This window comes from Streptomyces sp. NBC_00012 (assembly GCF_045040875.1).
In the GTDB taxonomy this organism is placed as follows: domain Bacteria; phylum Actinomycetota; class Actinomycetes; order Streptomycetales; family Streptomycetaceae; genus Streptomyces.
Map to the genome: position 1 here is coordinate 4,202,884 of NZ_CP108309.1, position 25,848 is coordinate 4,228,731.

General features: G+C 70.9%; 21 protein-coding genes, 4 tRNA genes and 1 other RNA gene. 11 read left to right on the forward strand and 15 right to left on the reverse strand.

The genetic code is table 11. From position 1 onward, the window contains the following. Positions 1-21: 21 nt before the first annotated feature. The 4 genes from purF to OHA19_RS19295 all read right to left on the reverse strand — a co-directional run bounded on the left by purF (position 22) and on the right by OHA19_RS19295 (position 4,342). Entirely contained in the window at positions 22-1,548 is a 1,527-nt protein-coding gene (gene purF, locus OHA19_RS19280) for an amidophosphoribosyltransferase (protein ID WP_405714969.1), read from the reverse strand. 396 nt (positions 1,549-1,944) lie between these two features. Next, entirely contained in the window at positions 1,945-2,793 is an 849-nt protein-coding gene (locus OHA19_RS19285; protein ID WP_405750914.1) for an META domain-containing protein, read from the reverse strand. A gap of 37 nt (positions 2,794-2,830) precedes the next feature. Beyond that, positions 2,831-3,631 carry a sterol carrier family protein gene (locus tag OHA19_RS19290; protein WP_405714965.1) on the reverse strand — a complete coding sequence of 267 codons (801 nt, stop codon included), beginning with the start codon at positions 3,629-3,631 and terminating at the stop codon, positions 2,831-2,833. A gap of 72 nt (positions 3,632-3,703) precedes the next feature. Then, entirely contained in the window at positions 3,704-4,342 is a 639-nt protein-coding gene (locus OHA19_RS19295; RefSeq protein ID WP_405714963.1) for a TetR/AcrR family transcriptional regulator, read from the reverse strand. A 146-nt stretch (positions 4,343-4,488) separates the two neighbouring features. On the opposite strand from OHA19_RS19295, the gene OHA19_RS19300 reads away from it, so the two are divergent. After that, complete coding sequence (locus OHA19_RS19300) at positions 4,489-5,994, forward strand: MFS transporter (protein ID WP_405714961.1); 1,506 nt, start codon at positions 4,489-4,491, stop codon at positions 5,992-5,994. Between the two features lie 94 nt (positions 5,995-6,088). On the opposite strand, the gene purL is transcribed toward OHA19_RS19300, so the two are convergent. The 3 genes from purL to purS are packed head-to-tail and all read right to left on the reverse strand — an operon-like array spanning position 6,089 to position 9,272. Next, positions 6,089-8,338: a phosphoribosylformylglycinamidine synthase subunit PurL gene (gene purL, locus OHA19_RS19305; RefSeq protein ID WP_405714959.1), complete on the reverse strand. Its 2,250-nt coding sequence runs from the start codon at positions 8,336-8,338 to the stop codon at positions 6,089-6,091. After that, positions 8,335-9,015, reverse strand: coding sequence for a phosphoribosylformylglycinamidine synthase subunit PurQ (purQ, locus tag OHA19_RS19310; protein WP_072488574.1), 681 nt, complete (start codon positions 9,013-9,015; stop codon positions 8,335-8,337). Before purQ ends, purL begins: the two co-directional genes overlap by 4 nt. After that, positions 9,012-9,272: a phosphoribosylformylglycinamidine synthase subunit PurS gene (gene purS, locus OHA19_RS19315; RefSeq protein ID WP_037695153.1), complete on the reverse strand. Its 261-nt coding sequence runs from the start codon at positions 9,270-9,272 to the stop codon at positions 9,012-9,014. Before purS ends, purQ begins: the two co-directional genes overlap by 4 nt. Positions 9,273-9,655: 383 nt before the next feature. Here purS and OHA19_RS19320 point away from each other — a divergent pair, with 383 nt between their 5' ends. From OHA19_RS19320 to OHA19_RS19355, 8 genes are all read left to right on the forward strand, one after another. Further along, the gene (locus tag OHA19_RS19320) at positions 9,656-9,991 is read left to right on the forward strand and encodes an Lsr2 family protein (protein WP_405714956.1); all 336 of its coding nucleotides are present in this window, start codon (positions 9,656-9,658) and stop codon (positions 9,989-9,991) included. Between the two features lie 133 nt (positions 9,992-10,124). Next, positions 10,125-10,196: transfer RNA gene (locus OHA19_RS19325), tRNA-Gly, on the forward strand. A gap of 98 nt (positions 10,197-10,294) precedes the next feature. Continuing rightward, positions 10,295-10,367: transfer RNA gene (locus tag OHA19_RS19330), tRNA-Gly, on the forward strand. Between the two features lie 132 nt (positions 10,368-10,499). Further along, positions 10,500-11,513, forward strand: coding sequence for an ABC transporter ATP-binding protein (locus OHA19_RS19335; RefSeq protein WP_405750917.1), 1,014 nt, complete (start codon positions 10,500-10,502; stop codon positions 11,511-11,513). After that, a complete protein-coding gene (locus OHA19_RS19340) occupies positions 11,513-12,352 on the forward strand; it encodes an ABC transporter permease (RefSeq protein WP_405714952.1) in 840 nt (279 codons plus the stop codon). The genes OHA19_RS19335 and OHA19_RS19340 overlap by 1 nt, the downstream gene beginning before the upstream one ends. Before the next feature lie 19 nt (positions 12,353-12,371). After that, positions 12,372-13,697: a sensor histidine kinase gene (locus OHA19_RS19345; RefSeq protein WP_405753279.1), complete on the forward strand. Its 1,326-nt coding sequence runs from the start codon at positions 12,372-12,374 to the stop codon at positions 13,695-13,697. Continuing rightward, the gene (locus OHA19_RS19350) at positions 13,694-14,305 is read left to right on the forward strand and encodes a response regulator transcription factor (RefSeq protein WP_266689664.1); all 612 of its coding nucleotides are present in this window, start codon (positions 13,694-13,696) and stop codon (positions 14,303-14,305) included. Before OHA19_RS19345 ends, OHA19_RS19350 begins: the two co-directional genes overlap by 4 nt. A 22-nt stretch (positions 14,306-14,327) precedes the next feature. Further along, positions 14,328-14,400: transfer RNA gene (locus tag OHA19_RS19355), tRNA-Gly, on the forward strand. 65 nt (positions 14,401-14,465) lie between these two features. On the opposite strand, the gene OHA19_RS19360 is transcribed toward OHA19_RS19355, so the two are convergent. The 6 genes from OHA19_RS19360 to ffs all read right to left on the reverse strand — a co-directional run bounded on the left by OHA19_RS19360 (position 14,466) and on the right by ffs (position 23,448). Then, a complete protein-coding gene (locus OHA19_RS19360) occupies positions 14,466-15,377 on the reverse strand; it encodes a phosphoribosylaminoimidazolesuccinocarboxamide synthase (RefSeq protein ID WP_405714950.1) in 912 nt (303 codons plus the stop codon). A 222-nt stretch (positions 15,378-15,599) separates the two neighbouring features. Continuing rightward, a complete protein-coding gene (locus tag OHA19_RS19365; protein ID WP_405714948.1) occupies positions 15,600-17,063 on the reverse strand; it encodes a N,N-dimethylformamidase beta subunit family domain-containing protein in 1,464 nt (487 codons plus the stop codon). Positions 17,064-17,328: 265 nt separating this feature from the next. Then, positions 17,329-19,257 carry a hypothetical protein gene (locus tag OHA19_RS19370; RefSeq protein WP_405750920.1) on the reverse strand — a complete coding sequence of 643 codons (1,929 nt, stop codon included), beginning with the start codon at positions 19,255-19,257 and terminating at the stop codon, positions 17,329-17,331. Between the two features lie 311 nt (positions 19,258-19,568). Next, positions 19,569-20,819 carry a phosphoribosylamine--glycine ligase gene (gene purD, locus OHA19_RS19375; protein ID WP_405714944.1) on the reverse strand — a complete coding sequence of 417 codons (1,251 nt, stop codon included), beginning with the start codon at positions 20,817-20,819 and terminating at the stop codon, positions 19,569-19,571. A 173-nt stretch (positions 20,820-20,992) separates the two neighbouring features. Beyond that, a complete protein-coding gene (locus tag OHA19_RS19380; RefSeq protein ID WP_405750922.1) occupies positions 20,993-23,245 on the reverse strand; it encodes a DNA polymerase III subunit gamma and tau in 2,253 nt (750 codons plus the stop codon). Between the two features lie 106 nt (positions 23,246-23,351). Next, positions 23,352-23,448, reverse strand: an RNA gene (ffs, locus tag OHA19_RS19385) — signal recognition particle sRNA small type. A 142-nt stretch (positions 23,449-23,590) separates the two neighbouring features. Here ffs and OHA19_RS19390 point away from each other — a divergent pair. Together OHA19_RS19390 and OHA19_RS19395 are read left to right on the forward strand one after the other, a co-directional pair. Next, positions 23,591-23,678: transfer RNA gene (locus OHA19_RS19390), tRNA-Ser, on the forward strand. A gap of 145 nt (positions 23,679-23,823) precedes the next feature. Further along, positions 23,824-24,951, forward strand: coding sequence for a plasmid pRiA4b ORF-3 family protein (locus tag OHA19_RS19395; RefSeq protein WP_405750924.1), 1,128 nt, complete (start codon positions 23,824-23,826; stop codon positions 24,949-24,951). A 134-nt stretch (positions 24,952-25,085) separates the two neighbouring features. On the opposite strand, the gene OHA19_RS19400 is transcribed toward OHA19_RS19395, so the two are convergent. Beyond that, positions 25,086-25,499 (reverse strand): DNA-binding protein, encoded by a 414-nt coding sequence (locus OHA19_RS19400; RefSeq protein ID WP_405714938.1) that lies wholly within the window; start codon positions 25,497-25,499, stop codon positions 25,086-25,088. Then, positions 25,481-25,765, reverse strand: coding sequence for a hypothetical protein (locus OHA19_RS19405; protein ID WP_405714936.1), 285 nt, complete (start codon positions 25,763-25,765; stop codon positions 25,481-25,483). The genes OHA19_RS19400 and OHA19_RS19405 overlap by 19 nt, the downstream gene beginning before the upstream one ends. Positions 25,766-25,848 lie beyond the last annotated feature (83 nt).

Consider the following 25,848-nt stretch of genomic DNA (forward strand, 5'->3'; position numbering starts at 1 on the left):
CGGAGGTGTGCGGCTGGGCCGTCACGGACGACGCAGTGCGTCGGCCGCGGCGGTCGCCGCAGGGCCTGCCGCCAGCTCGGTCTCCAGCAGCTGCTTGCCGAGCAGCTCCGGGTCCGGGAGCTCCATGGGGTACTCACCGTCGAAGCAGGCGCGGCACAGGTTCGGCTTGGCGATCGTCGTCGCCTCGATCATCGCGTCGAGCGAGATGTACGCGAGCGAGTCGGCACCCATCGACGTGGAGATCTCGTCGACCGTCATGCCGTTGGCGATCAGCTCGGCGCGGGTCGCGAAGTCGATCCCGAAGAAGCAAGGCCACTTCACCGGCGGGGACGAGATCCGGATGTGGATCTCGGCGGCACCGGCCTCGCGGAGCATCCGGACCAGTGCGCGCTGGGTGTTGCCGCGGACGATCGAGTCGTCGACGACCACCAGGCGCTTGCCCTTGATGACTTCCTTGAGCGGGTTCAGCTTGAGGCGGATGCCCAGCTGCCGAATGGTCTGGGAGGGCTGGATGAAGGTCCGGCCGACGTAGGCGTTCTTCACCAGTCCGGCGCCGAACGGGATGCCGCTGGCCTCCGCGTAACCGATGGCGGCGGGGGTGCCGGACTCCGGTGTCGCTATGACCAGATCGGCCTCGACCGGGGCCTCGGCGGCCAGCTTGCGGCCCATCTCCACCCGGGAGAGGTAGACGTTGCGCCCGGCGATGTCGGTGTCGGGGCGGGCCAGGTACACGTACTCGAAGACGCAGCCCTTGGGCTTCGCTTCCGCGAACCGCGAGGTGCGCAGTCCGTTCTCGTCGATGGCGACGAGCTCGCCCGGCTCGATCTCGCGTACGAAGCTGGCACCGCAGATGTCGAGGGCGGCGGACTCGGAGGCCACCACCCAGCCGCGCTCCAGCCGACCGAGGACCAGCGGGCGGATGCCCTGCGGGTCGCGGGCGGCGTAGAGCGTGTGCTCGTCCATGAAGACCAGGGAGAAGGCGCCCCTCACATCGGGAAGCACCTTGGCGGCGGCCTCCTCGATGGTGAGCGGCTTGCCGTCCTCATCGGTCTGGCCGGCGAGCAGCGCGGTCACCAGATCGGTGTCGTTCGTCGCGGCGACCTGGGTGGCGCGGCCGTCCTTGCGGGGAAGGTCGGCGACCATCTCGGCGAGCTTGGCCGTATTGACCAGGTTGCCGTTGTGACCCAGGGCGATCGAGCCGTGCGCGGTCGCACGGAACGTCGGCTGCGCGTTCTCCCACACCGAGGCACCGGTGGTGGAGTAGCGGGCATGACCGACCGCGATATGGCCCTGGAGAGATCCCAGAGACGTTTCGTCGAAGACTTGCGAGACCAGTCCCATGTCCTTGAAGACCAGGATCTGGGACCCGTTGCTCACTGCGATGCCCGCGGACTCCTGTCCACGGTGCTGCAGGGCATACAGTCCGAAATAGGTGAGCTTGGCGACCTCTTCGCCCGGAGCCCAGACACCGAAGACGCCGCAAGCGTCCTGGGGGCCTTTCTCTCCGGGGAGCAGGTCGTGGTTGAGTCGTCCATCACCACGAGGCACGCCACCGAGTGTAGGCGAGATCGACCACTGGTCCGAATTCGAGATACCGGGCCGGACCATCGGGGAAGCGCTCCCAGGGGTGACTGGAGGGAGCGCCCGGTCGGTCACGCGGAGTGATCATTCGCGGGGTTCGGCGGGTGCGGATCGGGCCACGGGGCGGCGGTCGCCCGGATCAGCGCCCGGTTACCGTCGGGTTCCGGCCACTCGGGCCGGAGTGTCCGCCAGGCCGGATGGTGGCGCTCGGTGAGGCGGTCGGCGGTCCGGCGGGAAGCCCGACCGAACGCGCGTTTCGTGGCGAGCCTCACACCGTGACGCCCGGGATGCGGCCTTCGGTGCCCGCGATGCGGCCCTCCGGTCCACGGGTCCGCAGCACGAGACCACCGCCGCCGTGGACAGTCATCTGCCGGGTGTCTGGGCCGTCGCGCCGAGCCCCTCGCCGTTCGCCGCGGTGAGGGACAGCGTGCGGTGGTCGATCCGGTACGTCGTCCTCCCGTCCAGGACCGCCAGCAGTGCGCGCTCCAGCTTCATCCGGGGGTCCGGGCACATCATCTTGGTGCCCTCGGGCGGGCCGAACGTGATGGTGGAGCCGGTGACCGTCGCGGTGGAGCGGAACTGGTTGCAGCCGAGGGTGCCCCGTACGGAACCGTCCTCGCCGAAGGTCAGCCGCGCCTTCTCCTCCGTACCCGAGGGCAGCGACGAGGCGGTCGAGCCGGACACCAGGGAGGTGACGGTCCAGGTGGTGCCGGTGAGCGGGGCCGGGGGCTCGGAGGTCAGGGTGATGGAGTCGCCGGTCCTCGTGGTCAGGGTCAGGGCCCTGCCCGTGACGGCGGCGGTGAGTTCGCCGCTGAACGCGCGGGACATGGCCGTCTCGAACCGCTGGACGTCCTTCTCGCAGCCCATCTCCGTGGTCGTGGCCCGCCGCACGGTGATCGTGTCGCCGTCCGTGCGGGTCTCGGCGGTGAAGCGGTTGCAGCCGAAGTTCCCCGTGGCTCTGCCCTCGGGGCCGATCACCACATGGGCGCCGTCCGGGGCTTCGGTCCTCCGCCCGCCGGCCGTCACCGAATCGACGTTCCAGTGGACGCCGGTGAGGCGCGGGCCGGTCCGTACCGAACCGCTGCCGCCGTCGGCCGTCGTCTCGTTCCCGCAGGCGGCAAGGGCGAGGAGGGCGAGCACACCTACGGCCGTCCGCAGACTCCGCGTCGGCTGATTCCGCGTGGACTGGCTCCGCGTGGGCTGATTCCGCATGGTCCTGGGACGGTGCGGCCGGACGTCCGGTTCCCGCTCATCCCATCAGTGGCAGCAGGGCGGCGAGATCGGCCCGCTCCCCGCTGGCGCCGACCTTCGCCCCGTCGAGCGCCCGCGCCCACTCCGTACGCCCGGTGGCGAGCCGGATCCAGGTCAGCGGATCGGTCTCGACGACGTTGGGCGGCGTGCCCCGGGTGTGCTTGGGGCCCGGCACGCACTGGACGACGGCGAACGGCGGGATCCGCACCTCGACCGAGCCGCCCGGCGCCTTCTCCGCGAGGGCGTCGGCGAGCAGCCGGGTACAGGCGGCGAGCGCCTGCCGGTCGTACGGGATGTCGAGGCCGGCCGCCTCGTTCAGGTCGTCGGTGTGCACGACGAGTTCGACGGTACGGGTGACGAGGAAGTCGGCCAGCCGCATCACCCCGACCCGCGTCGCCAGCAGCCGCTCGTCGCCGGCCCCGGGCACCAGCTCCTCGAACCGCTCCGCGACCTCCCCGTACAGCGCGTCCAGGTCGGGGCGGTCCAGGGCGAGCGTCCTGGTGTCGTCGGCGATGCCGGCCGCCCGGCCGGCGGTCGCGAACGGCCACTCGACGAGCGTGAGACCGGGTTTCGCCGCGGCGGGTTCCGGCAGCTCCAGATTCCGGGTGACGCCGGAGAGTGCCATGGTCAGGTGGACGGCCAGTTCGCGCACGGTCCAGTCGCCGAGCCGGGTCGGCAGCGCGAGCTGTCCGGGCGTCAGGGTGCGGACGGCATCCCGGACATGGGCGAACTGCGCCAGGACCGCGGCACGGGTCTTGACCGGATCGTAGCGACGGGCACGTTTCTGGGACGGCGGCATGTCCGCGAGCCTAAGGGGTGTCCGGTGATCCCTGGGGGCGGCCGCCATGGCCGCCGGACCGGGCGGACGGCCTCAGCGCCGGGTCGCGAAGTCGCCCAGGCCATCGGCGAGCAGGGCGAAACCGCGCTCGGCGAGTGCCACGGCGTCCGCCGCGATCGCGTCCGCCGACTCCCCCGCCAGCAGCCGCAGCTGGTTCGCGTGGATGAGGGCGTTGCGGGTGCCGATCAGCTGGGCGCCCGCGACCCGCGCGATGGCCGGCTCCTCCCCCTCCTCGACCAGCACTTCGGCGAGCAGGTCGAAGGAGCGCATGGAGAACCCGTGGGCGCGGGTGAGCAGCGCCGGGGTCTCCTGGATCAGCCGGCGCACGCCGAGTACCACCGGCAGGTCGCTCATGCCGACCGAGGGGTCGCGGCGCTCGACGGCGGCCACGAACTGTCCGCGTACGGCGGCCAGGGCGGATTCGCCGGGCGCCCGGTCCCGTACCGTGCGCGCGACGTCGCCGACGTGCTCCTCCATGGGAGCGAGGACCAGGTCCTCCTTGCCGGAGAAGTAGTTGAAGACGGTCATCTTCGATACCTCGGCCGCCTCCGCGATCTCGGCGACCGAGACCTTGTCGAAGCCGCGCTCGGCGAAGAGTTCGGTGGCCGCGGCCAGCAGGCGGTGCCGCGTCTGGAGCTTCTTGCGCTCGCGCAGGCTCATCCCCTCGGTCATGACGTCACTATACCAGGACCAATGTTGATCCCGGATTAATTCTTGACTCGATACATTTTCTTGGGTCATGGTGGTGCCCGGCCACAGCGGCACCACGCCGCTCCGGAAGGGGGGAACCCGTCATGTCCGCAGGCGGACCAACAGCCATGACCCACCGTCAGCGCGTCATCGGCTTCGCGCTCTGCATCGCCACGATCCTGCTGGCCGTGCTCGACACGAACATCGTCTCGTCGGCGACCGTGCCGATCGTCAGCGAACTCGACCCGGCGCACGGCGTCGACGAGATCCCCTGGCTGATCGCCGCCTACCAGCTCGCCGCGACCGCCGCGCTGCCGCTCTACGGGAAGCTCTGCGACGTACTCGGCGCCAAGAACGTCTTCATCGGGGCCGTCGCCACCTTCCTCGCCGGTTCGGCACTGTGCGGAATGGCCGGTTCCATGGGCTGGCTGATCGCCGCCCGAGCACTCCAGGGCATCGGCGGCGGCGGACTGATGAGCGTCACCATGGTCGTACTGCGGGAGCTCAAGGGCCCGGAGGAGAAGGACGGCGGCAAGGGCGGCAGCATCGGCGGGATCATCGCGGGAGCCGGGATGGCGCTCGGGCCGTGGCTCGGTGGAGCGCTCGCCGACCATGCCGACTGGCGGTGGATCTTCTACGTCAATCTGCCGGTCGGCCTCGCCGTCCTGGCCGCGGCGGTCCGGGTACTGAAACTGCCCGTACGCACCACCCGCCGCGCGATCGACTTCCTGGGCGCCGGGCTCGCGGCCGCCTTCTCCACCATGCTGCTGCTGGTCACCCAGTGGGGAGGCAAGGACCACGCCTGGTCGTCCCCGCTGATCGTCGGCCTCCTCGTGGCGACCGTCGCCGCGCTCGTCCTCTTCGTACGCCGCCAGGCCACCGCGGCCGAACCGGTGCTGCCGCTCGGCCTGTTCAGGATCCGTGAGCTCCGGTACGGCTTCGCCATCCAGGGCCTGGTCGGCGCGGCCATGATGGGCTCGATGGTCTACGTGATGATCTATCTCCAGGCCGTGCGGGGCATCTCCGCCTCGTCGGCCGGGCTCTATCTGATCCCGATGGCGATCGGAATGACGGCCGTCGGCCTGCTCTCCGACAAGCTCGCCACGGCGGGCTGGTCGCAGAAGACCTTCGTCGTCAGCGGCACCGCCTGCGCGTCCGCCGCCCTGGCCCTGCTCGCCACGCTCTCCACGGACACCAGCCTCTGGACCGTGCGCGCCGCACTGCTGCTGATGGGCCTCGGCTTCGGACAGCTCATCGGCCAGCTGATCCAGCTGGTCCAGGACACCGCACCGGCCGAGCAATTGGGCGTGGCCACCACCGGCGTCCGGTTCTTCCAGACCCTCGGCGGCGCGCTGGGCGCCGCTCTCTTCGGCACCGTGCTCAGCAGGGTCTACGCGGCCCGCGGCCCCGGTGGCACGACCAGTGGCATCGGCCGGCTGACCGGCCACGCCCACCAGCAGGCGCTGGACGCCTTCGTCGCCTCGACGAACGTGGTCTTCTGGGCCGCGACCGGAGTGACGCTCCTGGCGACGGTTCTGGCGACCAGGCTGCCGTCCCGGCGCGAACCGGAACCGACGGACGCAAATGCCGCCGAATTCACCACGCCGGCGTCAATTGCGTCGCTCCACCGATGAAACGGAATTCCGCCGGAATTCCCGCACCCGGACGACACGAGGACGGCCCCGCCCATGGAACAGGGCGGGGCCGTCCTCGTCAGGAACCTGCTGCTCAGGCGAGCAGAGCCGGAATGGTCGCCTCGTGCGCGGTGCGCAGCTCGTTCAGCGGAATGCCGAACTCACCCTGGACCTCGATCTCCTCGCCGTCCACGACACCGATCCGGGCGACGGGCAGACCCCGGGCCCCGCACATGTCGTTGAAGCGGAGCTCCTCGCTCCGGGGAACGGAGACGACCGCGCGCCCCGCCGACTCGGAGAAGAGGAAGGTGAACGCGTCCAGCCCGTCCGGCACGACCAGCCGCGCACCCTTCCCGCCGCGCAGGCAGGACTCGGTGACCGCCTGGATCAGACCGCCGTCGGAGAGGTCGTGCGCCGCGTCGATCATGCCGTCGCGGGAGGCCGAGATCAGGATCTCGCCGAGCAGCTTCTCGCGGCCCAGGTCCACCTTGGGCGGCATGCCGCCGAGGTGGTTGTGGACGACCTCGGACCAGGCCGAGCCGCCGAACTCCTCACGCGTGTCGCCCAGCAGGTAGAGGAGCTGGCCCTCTTCCGCGAAGGCGACCGGCGTACGCCGGTTGACGTCGTCGATCACACCGAGCACGGCCACGACCGGCGTCGGGTGGATCGCCGTCTCACCGGTCTGGTTGTACAGCGAGACGTTGCCGCCGGTGACCGGGGTGCCCAGCTCCAGGCAGCCGTCCGCCAGACCACGGGTGGCCTCGGCGAACTGCCACATGACGTCCGGGTCCTCGGGCGAACCGAAGTTCAGGCAGTCCGAGATGGCCAGCGGCTTGGCTCCGGAGGCGGCGACGTTGCGGTACGACTCCGCCAGCGCGAGCTGCGCGCCGGTGTACGGGTCGAGCTTGGCGTACCGGCCGTTGCCGTCGGTCGCCATGGCCACGCCCAGGTTCGACTCCTCGTCGATCCGGACCATGCCGGCGTCCTCGGGCATCGCGAGCACGGTGTTGCCCTGCACGAACCGGTCGTACTGGTCCGTGATCCAGGACTTCGACGCCTGGTTCGGCGAGGCGACCAGCTTGAGGACCTGCTCGCGCAGCTCCGCGCCGTTCGCCGGCCGGGCCAGCCTGCCCGCGTCGTCGGCCTGGAGCGCGTCCTGCCAGGACGGACGGGCGAACGGACGGTGGTACGTCGGGCCCTCGTGGGCGACGGACCGCGGCGGCACGTCGACGATCTGCTCGCCGTGCCAGAAGATCTCCAGCTGGGAGCCCTCGGTCACCTCACCGATGACGGTGGCGATGACGTCCCACTTCTCGCAGATCTCCAGGAAGCGCTCGACGTGCTGCGGCTCGACGATCGCGCACATGCGCTCCTGCGACTCGCTCATGAGGATTTCCTCGGGCGAGAGGGAGGAGTCGCGCAGCGGCACGGTGTCCAGCTCGACGCGCATGCCACCGGATCCGGCGGAGGCCAGCTCCGAGGTGGCGCAGGAAAGGCCCGCGCCGCCGAGGTCCTGGATACCGGCGACGAGCTTCTCGCCGAAGATCTCCAGGGTGCACTCGATGAGGAGCTTCTCCTGGAACGGGTCGCCGACCTGGACGGCCGGACGCTTCGCCGGGCCGGTCGACTCGAAGGTCTCCGAGGCCAGCACGGAGACGCCGCCGATGCCGTCGCCGCCGGTGCGGGCACCGTAGAGGATCACCTTGTTGCCGGGGCCGGAGGCCTTGGCCAGGTGGATGTCCTCGTGCTTCATCACTCCGATGCAGCCGGCGTTGACCAGCGGGTTGCCCTGGTAGCAGGCGTCGAAGACGACCTCGCCGCCGATGTTCGGCAGACCCAGGCAGTTGCCGTAGCCGCCGATACCGGCGACGACGCCCGGCAGGACGCGCTTGGTGTCGGGGTGGTCGGCCGCGCCGAACCGCAGCGGGTCGACGACGGCGACCGGGCGGGCACCCATGGCGAGGATGTCGCGGACGATGCCGCCGACGCCGGTGGCCGCGCCCTGGTAGGGCTCGATGTACGAGGGGTGGTTGTGCGACTCGACCTTGAAGGTGACCGCGTAACCCTGGCCGACGTCGACCACACCGGCGTTCTCGCCGATGCCGACGAGCATCGCGTCGTTGGCGGGGACCTTCTCGCCGAACTGCTTGAGGTGGACCTTGCTGCTCTTGTACGAGCAGTGCTCGGACCACATCACGGAGTACATGGCGAGCTCGGCGCCGGTGGGACGGCGGCCCAGGATCTCGCGGATCCGGGCGTACTCGTCCTCCTTGAGGCCGAGCTCCTTCCAGGGCTGCGCGACGTCCGGGGTCTCGGCCGCGTGCTTGACCGTATCCAGGCTCATGCGTTGACCAGCTTCTTGATGATCGAGGTGAAGAACCCGAGACCGTCGGTGCGGCCGGTTCCGATCAGCGGCTCGACGGCGTGCTCCGGGTGCGGCATCAGGCCGACGACATTGCCCGCGGCGTTGGTGATGCCGGCGATGTCCCGCAGCGAGCCGTTGGGGTTCATGTCCAGGTAGCGGAAGGCGACCCGGCCCTCCGCCTCCAGCTCGTCGAGCACGCGCTCGTCGGCGACGTAGCGCCCGTCCATGTTCTTGAGCGGTACGGAGATCTCCTGGCCCGCGGAGTAGTCCGAGGTCCAGGCGGTCTCCGCGTTCTCGACGCGCAGCTTCTGGTCGCGGCAGATGAAGTGCAGGTGGTTGTTGCGCAGCATCGCCCCGGGCAGCAGGTGCGCCTCGGTCAGGATCTGGAAGCCGTTGCAGATGCCGAGGACCGGCATCCCCGCCTTCGCCTGCTCGATGACGGTCTCCATGACCGGCGAGAAGCGGGAGATGGCGCCGGCCCGCAGGTAGTCGCCGTAGGAGAAGCCGCCCGCCAGGATGACCGCGTCGACCTGGTGCAGGTCCTTGTCGCGGTGCCACAGCGATACGGGTTCGGCGCCCGCGACCCGTACGGCCCTCAGGCTGTCCTTGTCGTCGAGCGTGCCGGGAAAGGTGACGACTCCGATACGAGCAGTCACTTGGACTCCTCGGCCTTCTCCACCTTCACGGTGAAGTCCTCGATGACGGTGTTGGCGAGGAAAGTTTCGGCCATCTCGTGAATACGGCCGAGGGCGGCGTCGTCGACCGGCCCCTCCACCTCGAGCTCGAAACGCTTTCCCTGACGTACGTCCGCGATTCCCTCGAAGCCGAGACGGGGCAGTGCACGCTGCACCGCCTGTCCCTGCGGGTCGAGGATCTCGGGCTTGAGCATGACGTCGACTACGACGCGTGCCACTGGCACTCCCGGTTTGGTGTGGTGCGGCTGTTTCTCCGGGGGGCTCCCCAGACCCCCGCAGGTCCCCTCAGCGTACCTGGCCAGAAATTCTACGCGGGTAGATATCAAGAGGTCTTGATCACGCCCAGATATCGGACCCGACAACACACGGGGAAAGTCCTGCAAAAAAAATCCTCACCGACGGCACACATAGAAGGCTGACACGCGGAGGTAATTGGACGGGCTTCACAATGCGGCACCCACCGCTGTACAAATGATTACCGGGGAATGCAGCATTGCCCCTAAACAGTCGGCAGCCGTCGACGCCGTATCCGCCCGGCAGCCGGAAGGCCGGTATCAGCGCATGCCTGACGCGCCGATACCGCAGGAAAGGACCGATATCCGTGGCTCAGCGCGTAGTGGTCACACTCTCCGACGACATCGACGGGGGAGCAGCGGCGGAAACGGTCACCTTCGCCCTGGACGGGAAGTCGTACGAGATCGACCTCAATACGTCCAATGCGAAGAAACTGCGCAAGGTCCTCGCGCCGTACATGGCGGCGGGCCGGAAGCAGACGAACGCCGGCAAGCACGGCAAGACCCCCGCGTCGTACCGGCACACTTCGCTCGCCCCCGACCCGGCGGCCGTGCGCGCCTGGGCCCGCTCCCACCGGATGGAGGTACCGGCCCGCGGCCGGATCCCCAAGAAGGTCTACGAGGCGTTCCGCGAGGCGAGTTGACTGTCCGACAGGGCTCCCGGCACCCCCTCCGGCGACACCCTGCGGGCACCGACTTGCGCTACACCCCCGCAGGTCGGCTAAAGTCTGGAGCACGCCGAGGGGCAAGGCCGCAAAGCCGAACCTCACGCAGCGTGCGGGTGTAGTTCAGTAGCAGAACATCCCCCTTCCAGGGGGAAGGCGCAGTGTGCAATTCCTGTCACCCGCTCTGCATCGCTCTTATCGACCACTTCGGTGGATCGGGTAGAGTGATGCTCGCACCGCCCGATGAAACTCCTCTCGAGGAGTACAATGAGCGGCAGCAATGCGGACGTGGCTCAGTTGGTAGAGCATCACCTTGCCAAGGTGAGGGTCGCGAGTTCGAATCTCGTCGTCCGCTCTTGATCGAAACGAAGGCCCTGGTCGATATCGACCAGGGCCTTCGTCGTGCCTGCCCGCACATGACGTTTGTCATGAGCAGTGATGACAGCTCGCACTGATCCCGTCGCCGATGCCGCGGAAATCTGTAGGCATGACCAGCGACGACATCCCCAGCAACCGCGTGGACCGGGATGTGGCACCCGCCATATCCGCCTCCGACTCCGCCTCCGTTTCCGCTTCCCGTTCCGATGCGGTGATCGAGGCGACCGGAGTGCGGCGGCGCTATGCGGGCGGCTTCGAGGCCGTGGCCGGTGTCTCCTTCTCGGTGGCACGCGGCGAGCTCTTCGCCCTGCTCGGTACGAACGGCGCCGGGAAAACCTCCACTGTCGAGCTGCTGGAGGGCCTGGCCGCACCCGACGGCGGCTCGGTGCGGGTGCTCGGCCACGACCCGTTCCACGAGCGCGCCGCCGTCCGGCCGCGGATCGGGGTGATGCTCCAGGAGGGCGGCTTCCCGTCCGAGCTGACGGTCACCGAGACGGTACGGATGTGGGCGGGCTGCACCAGCGGCGCGCGCCCGACCGGTGAGGCACTGGAACTGGTGGGGCTCACCCACCGGGCGCGGGTGCGGGTCAAGCAGCTGTCCGGCGGCGAGCGGCGCCGTCTCGACCTGGCGCTGGCCCTGCTCGGCCGGCCCGAGGTGCTGTTCCTGGACGAGCCGACCACCGGGCTCGACGCCGAAGGCCGGCGGGACACCTGGGAGTTGGTGCGCGAGCTGCGGGACGGCGGCACCACCGTGCTGCTCACCACGCATTACCTGGAAGAGGCCGAGACGCTCGCCGACCGGCTGGCGATCATGCACCGGGGACGGATCGTGACGGCGGGCACCCCCGCCGAGGTGACGGCCGCCCGTCCCGCCCGCATCCGGTTCGAGCTGCCGGAGGGAGTGCCGGCGGCCCGGCTTCCGCTGGGGCTGCGGGCCGCCGCCGAGGGCCACCGGATCGAGATCCGTACCCACCGCTTGCAGGAGTCCCTGGACGAACTGCTGACCTGGGCAAGGGAGTCGGACGTCCGGCTGCTCGGCCTCGATGCCCGCTCGGCCTCGCTCGAAGAGGCGTTTCTCGATATCGCGCACAGCGCGTCGGAATCCGAAAAGGTGGCTGCGTGATGACGACCACGACGACCACGACGACCGGCACGACTGGTGCGACCGGTGCGACGGCCGGCACCGGCACGGCGGCCGGCACGACGCCCCGGGGCCGGCTGACCGCCCTCGGGCGCGCCGAAGTCTCCCTGCTCGCCCGCAACCGGACGGCGGTGTTCGTCTCGCTGCTGATGCCCGCGGCCATGGTCCTGGCGATGAAGTCGACGCTGAAGCAGTCCGTTCTCGACGGGACCGGCCTGTCCGTCGCCGCGGCGGCGCTCAGCGGAGGCATCGGCATCGTGCTCATCCAGGCCGTCTACATGAACCTGGTCTCGTCCTATGTGGCACGGCGCGAGGACCTCGTCCTGAAGCGGCTGCGCACCGGCGAGGTCACCGACTCGGAGATCCTCATAGGGACCGCCCTGCCGTCGGTCGCGCTGGCTCTGGCCCAGACCGTGGTGATCGTGGTGGCGGGGACGGCCTTCTTCGGCCTCGCCGCGCCGCAGCGGCCGGAACTGCTCCTGGCCGGCCTGTTGCTGGGCGTGGTCCTGCTGGCGGCACTGGCCGCGGCCACCTCCGCGGTGACCCGCACCGTGCAGACCGCGCAGCTCACCACTCTTCCGCTGTTCTTCGTCTCGATGATGGGCTCGGGGCTCTTCGTGCCGCTGGAGATCATGCCCGGCCCGATGGCGTCCGTGTGCGAGCTGCTGCCGGTGACCGGGGTGATGACGCTCGTGCGGACGGGCTGGCTGGGCGAGGCCGGCGGCTCCGGCCTGCTCGTGGCCGCTCTGACCGGGCTGGCCTGGACCGGGTTCGCCGTGTTTGCTGTGCAGCGGTGGTTCCGCTGGGATCCGCGACGCTGAGGGGGGACGTGCCGTGTCGGTGCTCGTGCGGGGCTGGCGCCGCAGCTGGCAGCAGCGCAGCAAGCTGGAGCGGATCGATCTCTACTCGCGGCTGACCCTCTCGGTGATGCCCTGGCTCTTCACCCTGTCGTGGCAGCTGGCCCCCTTCAAGTCGGACATCCGCCATGCGCCGCTGCCGATCGCCCTGGGCGTGGCACTGCTGCTCGTGAGCCTGGCGCAGTGCCTGCTGAGCAACCGCAACGTGAAGCTGTCGTACGCGCACTACCTCGGCACCGCCGTCTTCCCCCTGCGGCGGCAGCTGCCGCAACTGGTGCTGCTGCTGGTGAGCCTGGGGCTGCTGGCAACGATGGCCGGGGTGGACGGGGTCGCCGACAGCGGGCTCCTCGTCATGACCATGAACGCTCCGGTGGCGCTCGCGATCACGCAGGTCCTGGTGACCACGGTCCGCACCTTCCTGATCCAGACGCTCGCCGTCACCGCGCTGGACCTCGGCGTCCTCGCCGCGGTCGGGGTGCGTGGCGGGGCACTGGCCGGGGTGGTGCCGACAATGCTCTTCGGCTGCCTGCTCACACTGATCGCCGTACGGCCCAGCGCCTGGAGCCTGAGCGTGATGTGGCAGGCCGAGGAGGCCCGGGATCTCCAGGCCCGGCTCGCGGTCGCGGAGGAGCGGCTGCGGTTCGGGCGGGACCTGCACGACGTACTGGGCCGCAACCTCGCCGTGATCGCGCTGAAGAGCGAGCTGGCCGTGGAGCTGGCCCAGCGTGGCAGGCCTGAGGCGGTGGACCAGATGGTCGAGGTGCAGCGGATAGCCCGCACCTCTCAGCAGGAGGTGCGCGACGTCGTACGGGGCTACCGGGAGGCCGACCTGAGTACCGAACTGGCCGGCGCCCGGGGGGTGTTGAGCGCGGCCGGGATCGAGTGCGAGCTGACCGGGGACGCCGGCACGGAGCTGCCCGTGCCCGTGCAGTCGGCGCTCGGCTGGGTCGTACGGGAGGCGGCGACCAATGTGCTGCGGCACGGCGATCCGCGCCGCTGCACGATCCGCCTCAGGTCCTCGGCGGACGCGGTCGTGCTGCTGGTGGAGAACGACGGGGCCGCGGTGGCCGCCGCGGGACCGGACGGGGGGTCCGGGGCGGGTGACGGCTCCGGACCGGGTGGCTCCGGGCTCGCAGGGCTGCGGGAGCGGTTGCGGGTGGTCGACGGTTCGCTGGACGCGGGCCCGGCGGGGAACGGCCTGTTCCGGCTCACGGCTACGATCCCGCTCGCCCCGGCGGCGTCCCCGGCCCGCCTCGACAAGCCGCCTGCCGCCCGGGAGGCACCCGCCCTTCAGGAGGAACGACGATGACGACCGTGCGGGTGCTGCTCGCCGACGACGAGCACCTGATCCGGGGAGCGCTGGCCGCGCTGCTGGCTCTGGAGGACGACCTCGTGGTGGTCGCGGAGGCCGCGACCGGCCCGGAGGCGCTGGCCATGGCCCGGGCCCACCGGCCCGATGTGGCGGTCCTCGACCTGGAGATGCCGGGCGCCGACGGTGTGAGTGTCGCCACATCGTTGCGGGCCGAACTGCCCGGCTGCCGGACGATGATCGTGACCAGTCATGGACTGCCCGGGCACCTCAAGCGGGCACTCGAAGCGGGCGTGCGGGCCTTCGTACCGAAGACCGTCAGCGCCCGGCAGCTGGCCGGGATCATCCGCACCGTGCACGCCGGAAACCGTTACGTGGACCCGGAGTTGGCGGCCGACGCGATCTCCGCCGGGGACTCTCCGCTGACCGCGCGGGAGACCGAGGTGCTGGAGCTGGCGGCGGACGGGGCGCCCGTCGCGGAGATCGCCGAGCGGGCGTCGCTGTCGCAGGGAACCGTACGGAATTACCTCTCCGCGGCCGCCTCGAAGCTCGGAGCGGAGAATCGCCATGCCGCGGTGCGTCTCGCACGGCAGCGCGGATGGGTATAGTGGGTCTCGCGCTTCGGCGCTTGCGGACGTAGCTCAGTTGGTAGAGCGCAACCTTGCCAAGGTTGAGGTCGCCAGTTCGAACCTGGTCGTCCGCTCGGTTCAGCAAGAAGCCCCCGGCCTTTCGGCCGGGGGCTTCTTCATGTTCCGCCGGGGCTTCCTCCTACCAGGACGTACCGGTGAGGAGTTCGTACGCCTCCAGGTACTTCGCCCGCGTCGCATCCACGATCTCCTGGGGCAGCGCCGGCGGCGGCTGCTCGCTCTTGCGGTCCCAGCCGGAGGCCGGCGAGGTCAGCCAGTCGCGTACGAACTGCTTGTCGTAGCTGGGCTGGGCCCGGCCCGGCTCCCAGGTGGCCGCGGGCCAGAAGCGCGAGGAGTCCGGGGTCAGCACCTCGTCCGCGATGATCAGCTCCTCGCCGCCGTCGACGGTGGGTGCGAAACCGAACTCGAACTTCGTGTCGGCGAGGATGATGCCGCGCTCTCGCGCGATGTCACGTGCCCTGCCGTAGACGTCCAGCGTGGCGCTGCGCAGCCGGTCGGCGGTCTCCGCGCCGATCTGGCGGGCCACCTCCTCGAAGCTCACGTTCTCGTCGTGGTCACCGACGGCCGCCTTGGTGGCGGGGGTGAAGATCGGCGCCGGGAGCTCGGAGCCGTCGACGAGCCCCTCGGGCAGCGCGAGACCGCAGACCGTGCGGGACTCGTTGTACTCGACGAGGCCGGAGCCGGTGAGATAGCCGCGGGCGACGCACTCGACCGGGACCATCCGCAGCGACCTGCAGATCAGGGTGCGGCCGGCCCAGTCCGCGGGGGCTCCAGCGGGGAGTTCCGTGGACAGGACGTGGTTCGGCACGAGATCGGCGAGCTGGTCGAACCACCAGAGCGAGAGCCGGGTGAGCACTCGGCCCTTGTCCGGGATCTCGGTCGGCAGGACCCAGTCGTACGCGGACATGCGGTCGCTGGCGACCATGACGAGGTCGCCCGCCTCGTTCCGGTACAGGTCGCGCACCTTGCCCGTGTGCAGGTGGGTGAGGCCCGGGACCTGCACCGGCTCGGGCTTTTCTACAAATCCGGACACGCTGCCTCCGCGTAGGTTGATCCAGGAGTCGTTCCGATTCTCCCGTATCGGGGTGCGGTGGAGTGGGGCGGGGGCGTCCGTGGCGCCGACTTCCGTGGCCCCGGACCGCGTTGGGACGAGGGCTCCGGCCCTCGTTGCCATGAGGGCCACGGCCCATGTCGGGACGAGGGCCCCGGCCCGTGTTGCCGTGAGGGCCACGGCCCTCGCCGCGACGAGCCGCGTTCAGTCGCGCTTGCAGATGCGGTCGAGGAGGTTGGCGGTGGCCCGCTGGATGCGGGCGTCCACATGGCCGGGGCGATCGAGTGCCGGAGACCAGGCGAAGGTGCCCGAGGCGAAGACGATCGCCCCGGACGGGGCCCGGTACACGGATGTCTCCTGGTGGCGCTTGACGCCTTCGCTGTCCAGGTACGGGGAATGGGCGAGCAGGATGCGGTTCTCGTGCTCGGGGAGCGCGGTACGCGGGAAGTACCGGTCGGCCTCGCCCGCGACCATGCCGTCGAGCTCGTCGCCCTCGCCCGCGCCCGTCGCCTCCCAGAGCCAGTGCTCGGCGTTCCGTACGACCAGGGGGTGCGGATCGGGGACCCGGCCCGCGTACTGGATCCCCAGGAGCTGCTGCTCGGGACGGTCGATCTCGCGCCAGAGGGCGGGCTTCCCGGGGCCGCGCCGCTTGCGGCAGGTGAGCAGGCGGTCCGGGACGCCGGACGGCGACGGGGAGAGGCTGACCTGCCAGTACATGGTGTTGGCGGAGAGGAAGACCAGCGAGGTGCCGCCGTCGCGGGCGCGTTCGGCCGTACGGCGCATGGGCACCGACCAGTACTCGTCATGGCCGGGGAAGACCAGGCCCCGGTAGCGGGCCGGATCGACGCGGCCCGCGTGCAGGTCCCGGGTGTCGGCGTACGCGAGGTCGTAGCCGTACCGCTCGGCCCAGCGGATGAAGTCGTAGGCATGGCCGACGTGGAGCGGCAGGCCGGCTCCCGCGTAGGGGCGGTCGAAGGAGACGGTGACCGCGGCGTCCTCCTCACCCAGGAGGCGGCCCTGCTCGTCCCAGGCGTGGTAGAGGCTGGCTCCGGTGCGGCCGTCCTCCGGATAGAGGTTGTACGCCTGCCAGGTGATGTCCGGCAGGACCAGCAGCAGATCGGCCGGCTGGTCGTCGCGGACCGTGAACGGGATGTGCGAGCGGTAGCCGTCCACCGTGGTGAGCACGGCGACGTACGCGCCGATCGACCAGTACGTGGGGATCTGGAGCCGCCAGGACTGCCACCAGTGGTGGCAGGAGACCGTGCGGTCGGCGGTGAGCGGCGCGGGCTGGACGATGCCGGAGAGCCGGGGACTGGTGGTGATCTGGGCGGCGCCGTCGCCGCCGTAGTGACCGATGCGGTAGATGTCCACGGAGAACTGCTGGGGCGGGTCCACGGTGATGTGGAAGTCGATCGCCTCGCCGGGGGCCGCGGCGCCCGTGGAGATGAAGCCCTTGATCTGGCGGTGCACGTCGTCGGCCGTGTGCGTGCCGCCGTCGGTGGAGCCGCGGGTCAGGGAGGGGTCGGCGTACCAGGGGACGACGTGTCCGGTGTCGTCGAAGTAGTTCTCACTGCCGCGCAGCCAGGGCAGGGGGCCCTGGCCGAAGGGGTCGGAGACGGCATGCGCGAGGGCACCCGACTCCCATCGTCGAATCTGCTCCGTCCCCATACCGGCGGCTCCCTCCCTCAAGTCCCCCGGGACAACAGTCGATGGTGAATGTTCGATGGTGGATGGCGGATAGCCGATGGTGGACAGCCGATCGCCGCTGGTCATGCGTCATCGGCGCGCCAACAGCAATGCGCCGACTGTCAGCGTCGATCCCCAGCACATCACATAACGCATGCACTCCGTCACCGTTCGTCGCGAATTGACGTGAACGGAACGCGCCATTCCGGGCGTTGGTGTTTCCGGTGTGACAGCCGGGGTCTGTGCTTCAGACGAGGCGGACGGGCTTGTCGGTGCGTACGCCGATGGAGGCGAGCCAGGACCGCAGCGGTTCGGCGTCGCCGTCCTCGACCAGGCTCAGGACCGGAATGCCCAGATCCGCCCGGCGCTCGCCGTCGATCAGCAGCGCGGGACCGTCGAGCCAGTCGAGACCGGGCGCCGCTCCCGCCGTGTCCACCGCGGCGCAGCAGACCATGGCCGCGACGTGGTCGGCGAGCAGCTCGGTACCCGTGCGCGGCGGCTGGAGCGGGAGGGGGCCGGGGCCCCAGAGGTCCAGGACGTCCTCGCCCGGGCCGGCGGCGGCCGGGGTACCCGCCCGGCCGGATGCGTCAGCGGCCCGGTGCTGCTGGGCGGCGGCCTCCTCGCGGGCCACCGCGGCGCTGATCCCTGCGGCGAGCTCCTCGCCGCCCCCGGTCCGCCCCGCCAGATGCTCGACGACGCGGGCCAGCGTGGGCATCCCGGCGTCGACGGAACAGACGACGGGGCGGTCGACGGGGCGGGAGGGGGCGTCGGAGGCGTGGGGGTCGCGCAGGTCGCGCGAGCCCTCGAAACCGTCGGGGCCGTCGGGGCCGTCGGGGCCGTCGGGGCCGTCGGGGCCGTCGGGGCCGTCGGGGCCGTCGAAGATCTTGGGCCCGCCGGGGGCGGGGCCCGCCGTGGGCGCGGCGGGTGCGGCGGCTGGGGCGGGTGCGGCGGGTGCGGGAGTGATCGAGTCGAGGACCCGGTGCAGACGGGCGGCCTCAGTGCGCCACTTACGGTCGACGACCTCTTCCGGATACTGCTGCCAGTCGACCGGCGACCAGTCCGGACCCGTACGGGCCGGGCCGCCGTGGAACAGGCGGGCCGCCAGCAGCGACGCCGCCTCGTCGGCCGCGCCCGGCTCCTCGAGAAGGTCGCAGGCGGGGCGCTCGCCGAGCCGCGAGGCGAATCCGTCGGCGAGCCGGTCGCGCCGGGACAGCTCGGTGAGGGCTGACACCACGCCCGCGTCCAGCCGGGACGGCCAGCGGCCCATCCGCCAGGCGGGCAGGGCGACCCGGGTGAGCAGCCGGTCCCAGCCCGCGTAGGCGAGGCCGACCTGCTCCTGGGCGACGATCCGCAGACCGTAATCCACACCCTGTGCACGGACCGACGCGGCGGCGGCGACGCTCCGCTCCATCTCGGCGGCGTGGCCGCGGCAGCCGCGCAGCAGCAGTCTGGCGATCCGGCCGACGAAGGCGCGGGGCACTCTGCGCAGCCCGGCCAGCGGACCAGGCACGGGCACGGCGGCGTCGGCGACCGCGCCGTCGAGTCCGCGTACGAAGCGACGGGCGGCGGCTATGTCGGGATGCGCGGCCGGACCCGTGCCCGCTACGACCGGGGCGAGCACCGCCCGTAGCTCGGCGACCCGCATCCACCACAGGAACGGCGAACCGATGACCAGCACCGGAGCCGCCTGCACCCGGCGGCGGGGCCTGGCCGCGGAATGCGCGGCCGGATCCGGGCCGGTGCCCGACGCGGACTGCGCAGAGGGGTGGGTGCGGTCCTCCAGCCAGCTGTCGCAGTCGGGGGTCAGGGCTATGGCCGAGGGCGCGGGAACTCCGAGCCGGTCGGCCAGGTCCCTGACCAGGCGGTAGAGATCGGGGGCGGCCTTCTCCGGGAGCGGAACGGTCGGGCTGACCGCCGGCCTCGCCCGTACGATCGCGACCGCGACCGCTGCGGAGACGAGCAGCACGACCACCGCGAGGGCCGACACGGCCCAGCGCGCCGTGTCCCAGCCGCTGCCCACGGCCAGGCCCTGGGCACCCGCCACGAGCAGCACGACGGCCACCGCCGCCGGCAGGATCGCCACGGCTGCCGCCCTGCCGCGGATGCGCAGCAGAGCATGAGCGCGGGCACGCGCACTCAGCGCCCCCAGCTCCTCACTTGCACCAGTACCGGACACGTCCGGACGTCACCCCCTCTGCCCCCGCGGCGGTGTTGTTCACTCCCCCACTGTGGCACCCGTCACCGACATCGCAATGCCAGTGGGCCAAGTGCCGGAATGCTTGCGCCGCACCCTAGTTGGGGCCTCGGCGGGCGTCATCCGGATGGCTCAGCCGTCACTCGATGGAATGGCTTTGGGCAAAGGTGCTGACGCGCCGCTGTCCATGGGGCAGCGGCGCGTCGGTGCTTGTCAGGGCGTCGCAGACGCGTCGGGGCGTGTCTGCGGGGAAGGGCGGTGGCCACCGGTCCCTTCGGCGCTCCGAAGGAGGGTCAGCCCTCCGCGGCCTTCCGGGCAATGTCCGTACGGAGGTGCGAGCCGTCGAGGCGGATGCGGGCCGCCGCCGTGTAGGCACGCTCCCGGGCGCCCGCGAGGTCCTTGCCGGTCGCGGTCACGGACAGCACCCGGCCACCCGCGCTGACGATCGTGTCGCCCTCCCGCTTGGTGCCCGCGTGCAGGACGTACGCGTGCGGTGCATCCTGCGACTCCACGTCGCCGAGCCCCTCGATCGGGTCGCCCGTGCGCGGCGTGCCCGGGTAGTTGTGCGAGGCGATGACCACGGTGACGGCGGCGTCGTCGCGCCACTTGAGCGGGGGAAGCTCGTCGAGCGTGCCGTTCGCGGAGCCGAGCAGGACACCGGCCAGCGGGGTCTTCAGACGGGCCAGGACCACCTGGGTCTCGGGGTCACCGAAACGGGCGTTGAACTCGATCACCCGGACGCCGCGCGAGGTGATCGCGAGGCCCGCGTACAGCAGCCCGGAGAACGGGGTGCCGCGGCGGCGGAGTTCGTCGACGGTGGGCTGGAGCACCGACTCCATGACCTCGTCGACCAGCTTGGGGTCGGCCCACGGGAGCGGGGAGTACGCGCCCATGCCGCCGGTGTTCGGGCCCTCGTCGTCGTCCAGGGCGCGCTTGAAGTCCTGCGCGGGCTGGAGCGGCAGCACGGTGGTGCCGTCCGTGATCGCGAAGAGGCTCACCTCGGGGCCGTCGAGGAACTCCTCGATGACCACGCGGTCGCAGGCCAGGGCGTGGGCGCGGGCCGCCTCGACGTCGTCGGTGACGACGACGCCCTTGCCCGCGGCCAGGCCGTCGTCCTTGACGACGTACGGGGCGCCGAAGGCGTCGAGGGCGGCGTCGATCTCGGCCGGGGTGGTGCAGACGTAGCTACGGGCGGTCGGGACGCCTGCCCCGGCCATCACGTCCTTGGCGAATGCCTTGGAGCCCTCCAGCTGGGCCGCCTCGCCGGAGGGGCCGAAGCAGGGGATGCCCGCGGCGCGCACGGCGTCGGCGACCCCGGCGACGAGCGGCGCCTCCGGGCCGACGACCACCAGCTCGGCGCCCAGGTCGGTGGCGAGGCGCGCGACGGCGCCGCCGTCGAGGGCGTCGACCGGGTGCAGTTCGGCCACCTCCGCGATACCGGCGTTGCCGGGAGCGCAGTACAGAGCGGTGACGTCGGGGTCGAGGGACAGAGAGCGGCACAGGGCGTGTTCGCGGGCGCCGCCGCCGATGACGAGGACCTTCACGGGGTGCAGCCTAGCCGCCGGGGCGAGGCGCCCTTGACGGACGCCGCTGCGTGGACACCCTTGGGACCCTGGCGCCGCGTACGTGGACGCCTCGGGGCGTCACGCACGCACATGCATGGACGCCCCCTGGGCGCCGTGACGGGAGCCCCGGGCGGGAGCCCTGGTGGATCCCGCTATTCGTTGGTGAACTCCTCGACGACCGTGGCGCCCAGCTCGCGAACGATCAGGTCGTGCCCGGAGAGCGCCGAGTCGACGAGGTCAGGGTCGTCGGCCTCGGGGGTGTCGTCCTCGGGAGCGACCGAGCGCGGGGGCTCGGGCGCGGAATACTGCTGCTGCGGTGGTGCGGAGTACGGCTGCGGTGCGGGCTCCGCGGCGGGTGCGGAGCCCGGCTGCTGCTGGTGGCCCGGCTGGGACTGGTGCTGCTGCTGAGAAGCGGTCGGCCGGGGCTCGTAACTCTGCTGGGGCGCGGGGGCCTGGTACTGCTGCGCGGGAGGCGCCGCGGGGCGGCCCCCGCCGGTCTGCGGAGGTGCGCCGGCGCCGCCCGACGGGTCGACGACGGCCTCGATCTTCCACTGCGCGTTGAACCGCTCGGCGAGTGCCTGCTTCAGCACCTCCTCGCTGCCGCTGCTGGCGAAGTTGTCACGCGCACCCGCGTTGAGGAAGCCGATCTGCAGGGTGGTGCCGTCGAAGCCGGTGACCTGGGCGTTCTGACTGAGCAGGATCCAGGTGAAGCGGCGGCGGTTCTTCACCGCCTCCAGGATGTCCGGCCACATGTTCCGGACCTGGCCGGCGCCCTGGGTCGTTCCCGGACCCGGCTCGGCGGCGGCAGGCACCGGCGCCGAGGGCGCGGCCCGGTCCGGCGCGGCGGCCGGAGCGGGCTGCGGGGCGGGCGACTGGCCCGGAGCGGAAGCGGTCGGCCAGCCGCCGGGGCGCCGTCCCGATTCCGGCGCGGCGGCGGTGGGCCAGGCACCGGGACGCTGACCGCCCGCGGGAGCCGGGGCCGCCTCGGCCGGCGGCTGTGGTGCCGCGGGGGCCGCCGACGGCGCCGCGGCGGGCGGCGGCGCCTGGACCGGTGCGGGCGCGGGAGCCTCGCCCCGTACCGCCGCACGCGCGACGGCCGGACCCGTGCCGGGCTGCACGGCGGGGGCCGCGGGTCCTGTGGGCACGGGTCCTGTGGGCACGGGTCCTGTGGGCACGGGTGCGTGGGCCAGCGCCTCCGGCCCTGGTACGTACCCCATGGCGGGGCCCGGGCCCGTGGTCGCGAAGGAGGCGCCCCGCTCCAGCCGGTCGAGCCGGGCCTGCAGCGAACGCTCGTCGTCGAATGCCGCGGGCAGCAGCACCCGGGCGCAGATCAGCTCGACCTGGAGACGCGGCGAGGTCGCCCCGCGCATCTCCGTGAGCCCCTCGTTGACCAGGTCGGCGGCGCGGCTCAGCTCGGCGGCGCCGAAGACGGACGCCTGGGCCTGCATCCGCTCGACGACGTCGGCGGGGGCGTCGATCAGGCCCTTCTCCCCGGCGTCCGGCACGGCGGCCAGGATCACCAGGTCGCGCAGCCGCTCCAGGAGGTCGGCGACGAAACGGCGCGGGTCGTTGCCGCCCTCGATCACCCGGTCCACGACCTCGAACGCCGCGGCTCCGTCGCCCGCCGCGAAGGCGTCCACGATCGAGTCGAGCAGCGAGCCGTCCGTGTAGCCGAGCAACGAGGTCGCCATGGCATATGTCACACCGTCGTCGCCCGCGCCGGCCAGCAACTGGTCCATCACCGACATCGAGTCACGCACGGACCCGGCCCCGGCCCGCACGACGAGCGGCAGCACGCCGTCCTCGACGGGGCTGTTCTCCTTGCCGCAGACCTCGGCGAGGTATTCGCGCAGCGTCCCCGGCGGCACGAGCCGGAACGGGTAGTGGTGCGTACGCGACCGGATCGTGCCGATGACCTTCTCGGGCTCGGTGGTCGCGAAGATGAACTTCAGATGCTCCGGCGGCTCCTCGACCACCTTCAGCAGGGCGTTGAACCCCGCCGAGGTGACCATGTGCGCCTCGTCGATGATGTAGATCTTGTAACGACTCGACGCGGGCCCGAAGAACGCCTTCTCCCGCAGATCACGGGCGTCGTCCACGCCACCGTGCGATGCGGCGTCGATCTCGATCACGTCGATCGAACCCGGTCCGTTGCGTGCGAGGTCCTGGCAGGACTGGCACTCGCCGCACGGCGTGGGCGTCGGCCCCTGCTCACAATTCAGACAGCGGGCCAGGATGCGCGCGCTGGTCGTCTTGCCACAGCCGCGCGGACCGCTGAACAGGTACGCGTGATTGACCCGGTTGTTCCGCAGCGCCTGCTGCAGCGGGTCGGTGACATGCTCCTGCCCGATGACCTCGGCGAACGACTCGGGGCGGTAGCGGCGGTACAGCGCAAGGGACGACACACATACGAGGTTATCCGGGCGGACTGACAACCGGCCCCGGACCGGGCGAAGCACCGCCCCGCACCCAGGGGAACGCAATGGCCCCCGAGCCGCGAAGGCCCGGAAACACAAGGGCCCCCCACGCACCCGCCAGAGCCGACCTACCCTTGCTGCCTTCCGGCCCTGGGGGAGTTCAGTCAGATAGCGCCACGTGAGGGGCTGACGCCCACCTTAGCCGATCCCCACCCCTGCCGGTCCACTCCCCCATCCTCCGGAACCACTCCGGACGACCGCGGAACGATCCCGGACCGATCTCCGGGAGAACGGGTTCGCGAGCACCCTTCAACGTCTTGTATTGTTTGCCGCGGAGGATTCGCCTAGTGGCCTAGGGCGCACGCTTGGAAAGCGTGTTGGGGGCAACCCCTCACGAGTTCGAATCTCGTATCCTCCGCCATTGCTCTCACCGGGCAATACGTTGAAGGGCCCCACCGCTTGCGGTGGGGCCCTTCAACGTTGGTGGTCTCAGTCCTGGTTTCAGTTATTTCCGATATTCAAGACATTTCACCCATACGGCGACGCTTGCCGACGCGCGAGCACTGGTGGAGGTTCTGGACACCGGCGACCGGATGAACCCGGTGATCGGGGACCGTACGTTCAAGACGAAAACCAGCGAGGAGCTGTACCACCTCACACTGCTGGTCGAGTGGGCGAAGGCGGCACGACTGCTGCGGACCGCGGGCGGGCGCCTGCTGCCGGTGAAGAAGAACGCCAGGCTGCTGGACCGCCCCGACGAGCTGCGTGGCACGCTGTTCGCCGCACTGCCGCGCATCGGCCCGGCCGTGACGGTCTCCGGCTGGATGGAATCCCTACTCTCGCACGAGTACGGCCGGGGTCTGCGGGCGTTGCTGCAGCGGCTGTACGCGACCACCGTCCCGGTGCCACTCAGCGACCTGTACGAGGTGGTGTGGCAGGCGGTCAGCCCGCTGTACGTGCTCGACGACCTGTCTCCCGACCGTCTGGGGCATCTGCGTACCGCCAACGACCACGACATCCAACGGGTCCTGAAGGCCCTGGCCTCCCTGGGCGCTGTCCAACTCGCCGATGAATGCGCCGAGTTGACGGCGGACGGCCGTACCGAGACGGCCCGGATGCGCGGCGAGCCCGAGCCCGGCGACGCGGTGTTACGGATCCTCGTCGAGCTCGCCGACGTAGACGACCCCCCGGTTTGGCGGCAGTTGCTGGTGCCCGCCGCGATCCGCCTGGACCGGCTTCATTCCGTGATCCAGGACGCGATGGGCTGGCAGAACTGCCACATGCACGCGTTCACCATCGACGGTGTCCAGTACGGCCGCCCCGGCGGCGAACTCGGATTCCGCGACGAGCGCACCGCCACACTGGCCGCCCTGCTCAAACCGGGCGCCCACTTCGTGTACACGTACGACTTCGGGGACTCCTGGGAGCACCTCATCACCGTGGAGCAGGTCCGGACAGCCTCAGCCGGGCTTCACTATCCGTACTGCATGGACGGTGCCGGGACGTGCCCGCCCGAGGACTGCGGCGGCACCCCCGGCTACAGCGATCTCAAAGTGATCCTCGCCGACCCGGCACATGAGGAACACCACGCCATGCTGGTGCGGCTCGGACTTCGGTCCGCCACGGAATTCGCCCCGGACCGTTTCGCACCGGACGAGGCCAACGCGCGGCTGCTGCGCCTCACGGCACCGTGAAGGACGAGCCGTCCGGCCACGCCACCGTTCGCGGCCCTGGGCGCTACCGACTGGTCCACCGAGCCGGCTACGCCGCGCCGAGACAAGATGTACGGGCCGACCTTGCATCCTGACGTTCAGGTCTTGGGCGTCGACTACACGGCGACGAGGCGCACTCTGTCGCCGCACAGCTTCGTCATGTCGTCAATGTCCGAGGTGAGCATGACGACCGGGCGGCGCTGCCGCAGCGCCATCTCGGCCACGGCGGCGTCGATGGCGTATTTGTGACCATGAAGCCCAGCATTTATCAGCACGGCTGAGGCGGCCTTGGCCTCCTCTTCACCGATGTGCACGATCCGCACGCCGGACAGGACCCAGGCGAGCCGCGCCTTCTCGGTCCGACGATGCACCGCTTCAATGATGGTGAGTGCGCTGATGACCACCTCCATGCCCCGCTTGCGGGCTTCCGCGATGAGGGCGACGACGGGCTCGTGATCACTGACGAACTTCGAGAGGCCCTCGCAGTCGAGAACGAGGGTGCCTTCGTGGCTCAGCTTGCGGCGGGCCACTGCCCCTCCTCGGCGAACACCTCGTCGAAGACCCGGCGTACCCGCTCCTGCTCGTGCTCGGAGATCGGCCCCTGGCGGCGTTCGTAGTCGGCCAGGTACTCATCCAAGATCTGACCGCGCAGCTCGCGCTCCACCGCTTCGGTGATGAACGCGGAGAACTCACGCTTGCCGACCCGTCGGCGAATCGCCTCCGCCGTCCCCTCGGGGAGGGAGAGACTGACCCTGGTGGCCGGCCCTTCGCCGACGCTGTAAGGAATCTCGCTCATGGAACCGACATTATCAAACAAGTAGGAATTTCGCCTGGGCGCGGCATCCGCCGAACGACGCGAGCCATCCGGTACCTCGTGGT

Bases quoted from the DNA above. Each gene is read 5' to 3' on its own strand.
- OHA19_RS19300 (WP_405714961.1), top strand. From the start codon at position 4,489: ATGACCCACCGTCAGCGCGTCATCGGCTTCGCGCTCTGCATCGCCACG.
- OHA19_RS19405 (WP_405714936.1), bottom strand. From the start codon at position 25,765: ATGAGCGAGATTCCTTACAGCGTCGGCGAAGGGCCGGCCACCAGGGTC.
- OHA19_RS19290 (WP_405714965.1), bottom strand. From the start codon at position 3,631: ATGCCGCCGTCCCAGAAACGTGCCCGTCGCTACGATCCGGTCAAGACC.
- OHA19_RS19335 (WP_405750917.1), top strand. From the start codon at position 10,500: ATGACCAGCGACGACATCCCCAGCAACCGCGTGGACCGGGATGTGGCA.
- purL (WP_405714959.1), bottom strand. From the start codon at position 8,338: ATGAGCCTGGATACGGTCAAGCACGCGGCCGAGACCCCGGACGTCGCG.
- OHA19_RS19340 (WP_405714952.1), top strand. From the start codon at position 11,513: ATGACGACCACGACGACCACGACGACCGGCACGACTGGTGCGACCGGT.
- OHA19_RS19285 (WP_405750914.1), bottom strand. From the start codon at position 2,793: ATGCGGAATCAGCCCACGCGGAGCCAGTCCACGCGGAATCAGCCGACG.
- OHA19_RS19350 (WP_266689664.1), top strand. From the start codon at position 13,694: ATGACGACCGTGCGGGTGCTGCTCGCCGACGACGAGCACCTGATCCGG.
- OHA19_RS19295 (WP_405714963.1), bottom strand. From the start codon at position 4,342: ATGACCGAGGGGATGAGCCTGCGCGAGCGCAAGAAGCTCCAGACGCGG.
- OHA19_RS19365 (WP_405714948.1), bottom strand. From the start codon at position 17,063: ATGGGGACGGAGCAGATTCGACGATGGGAGTCGGGTGCCCTCGCGCAT.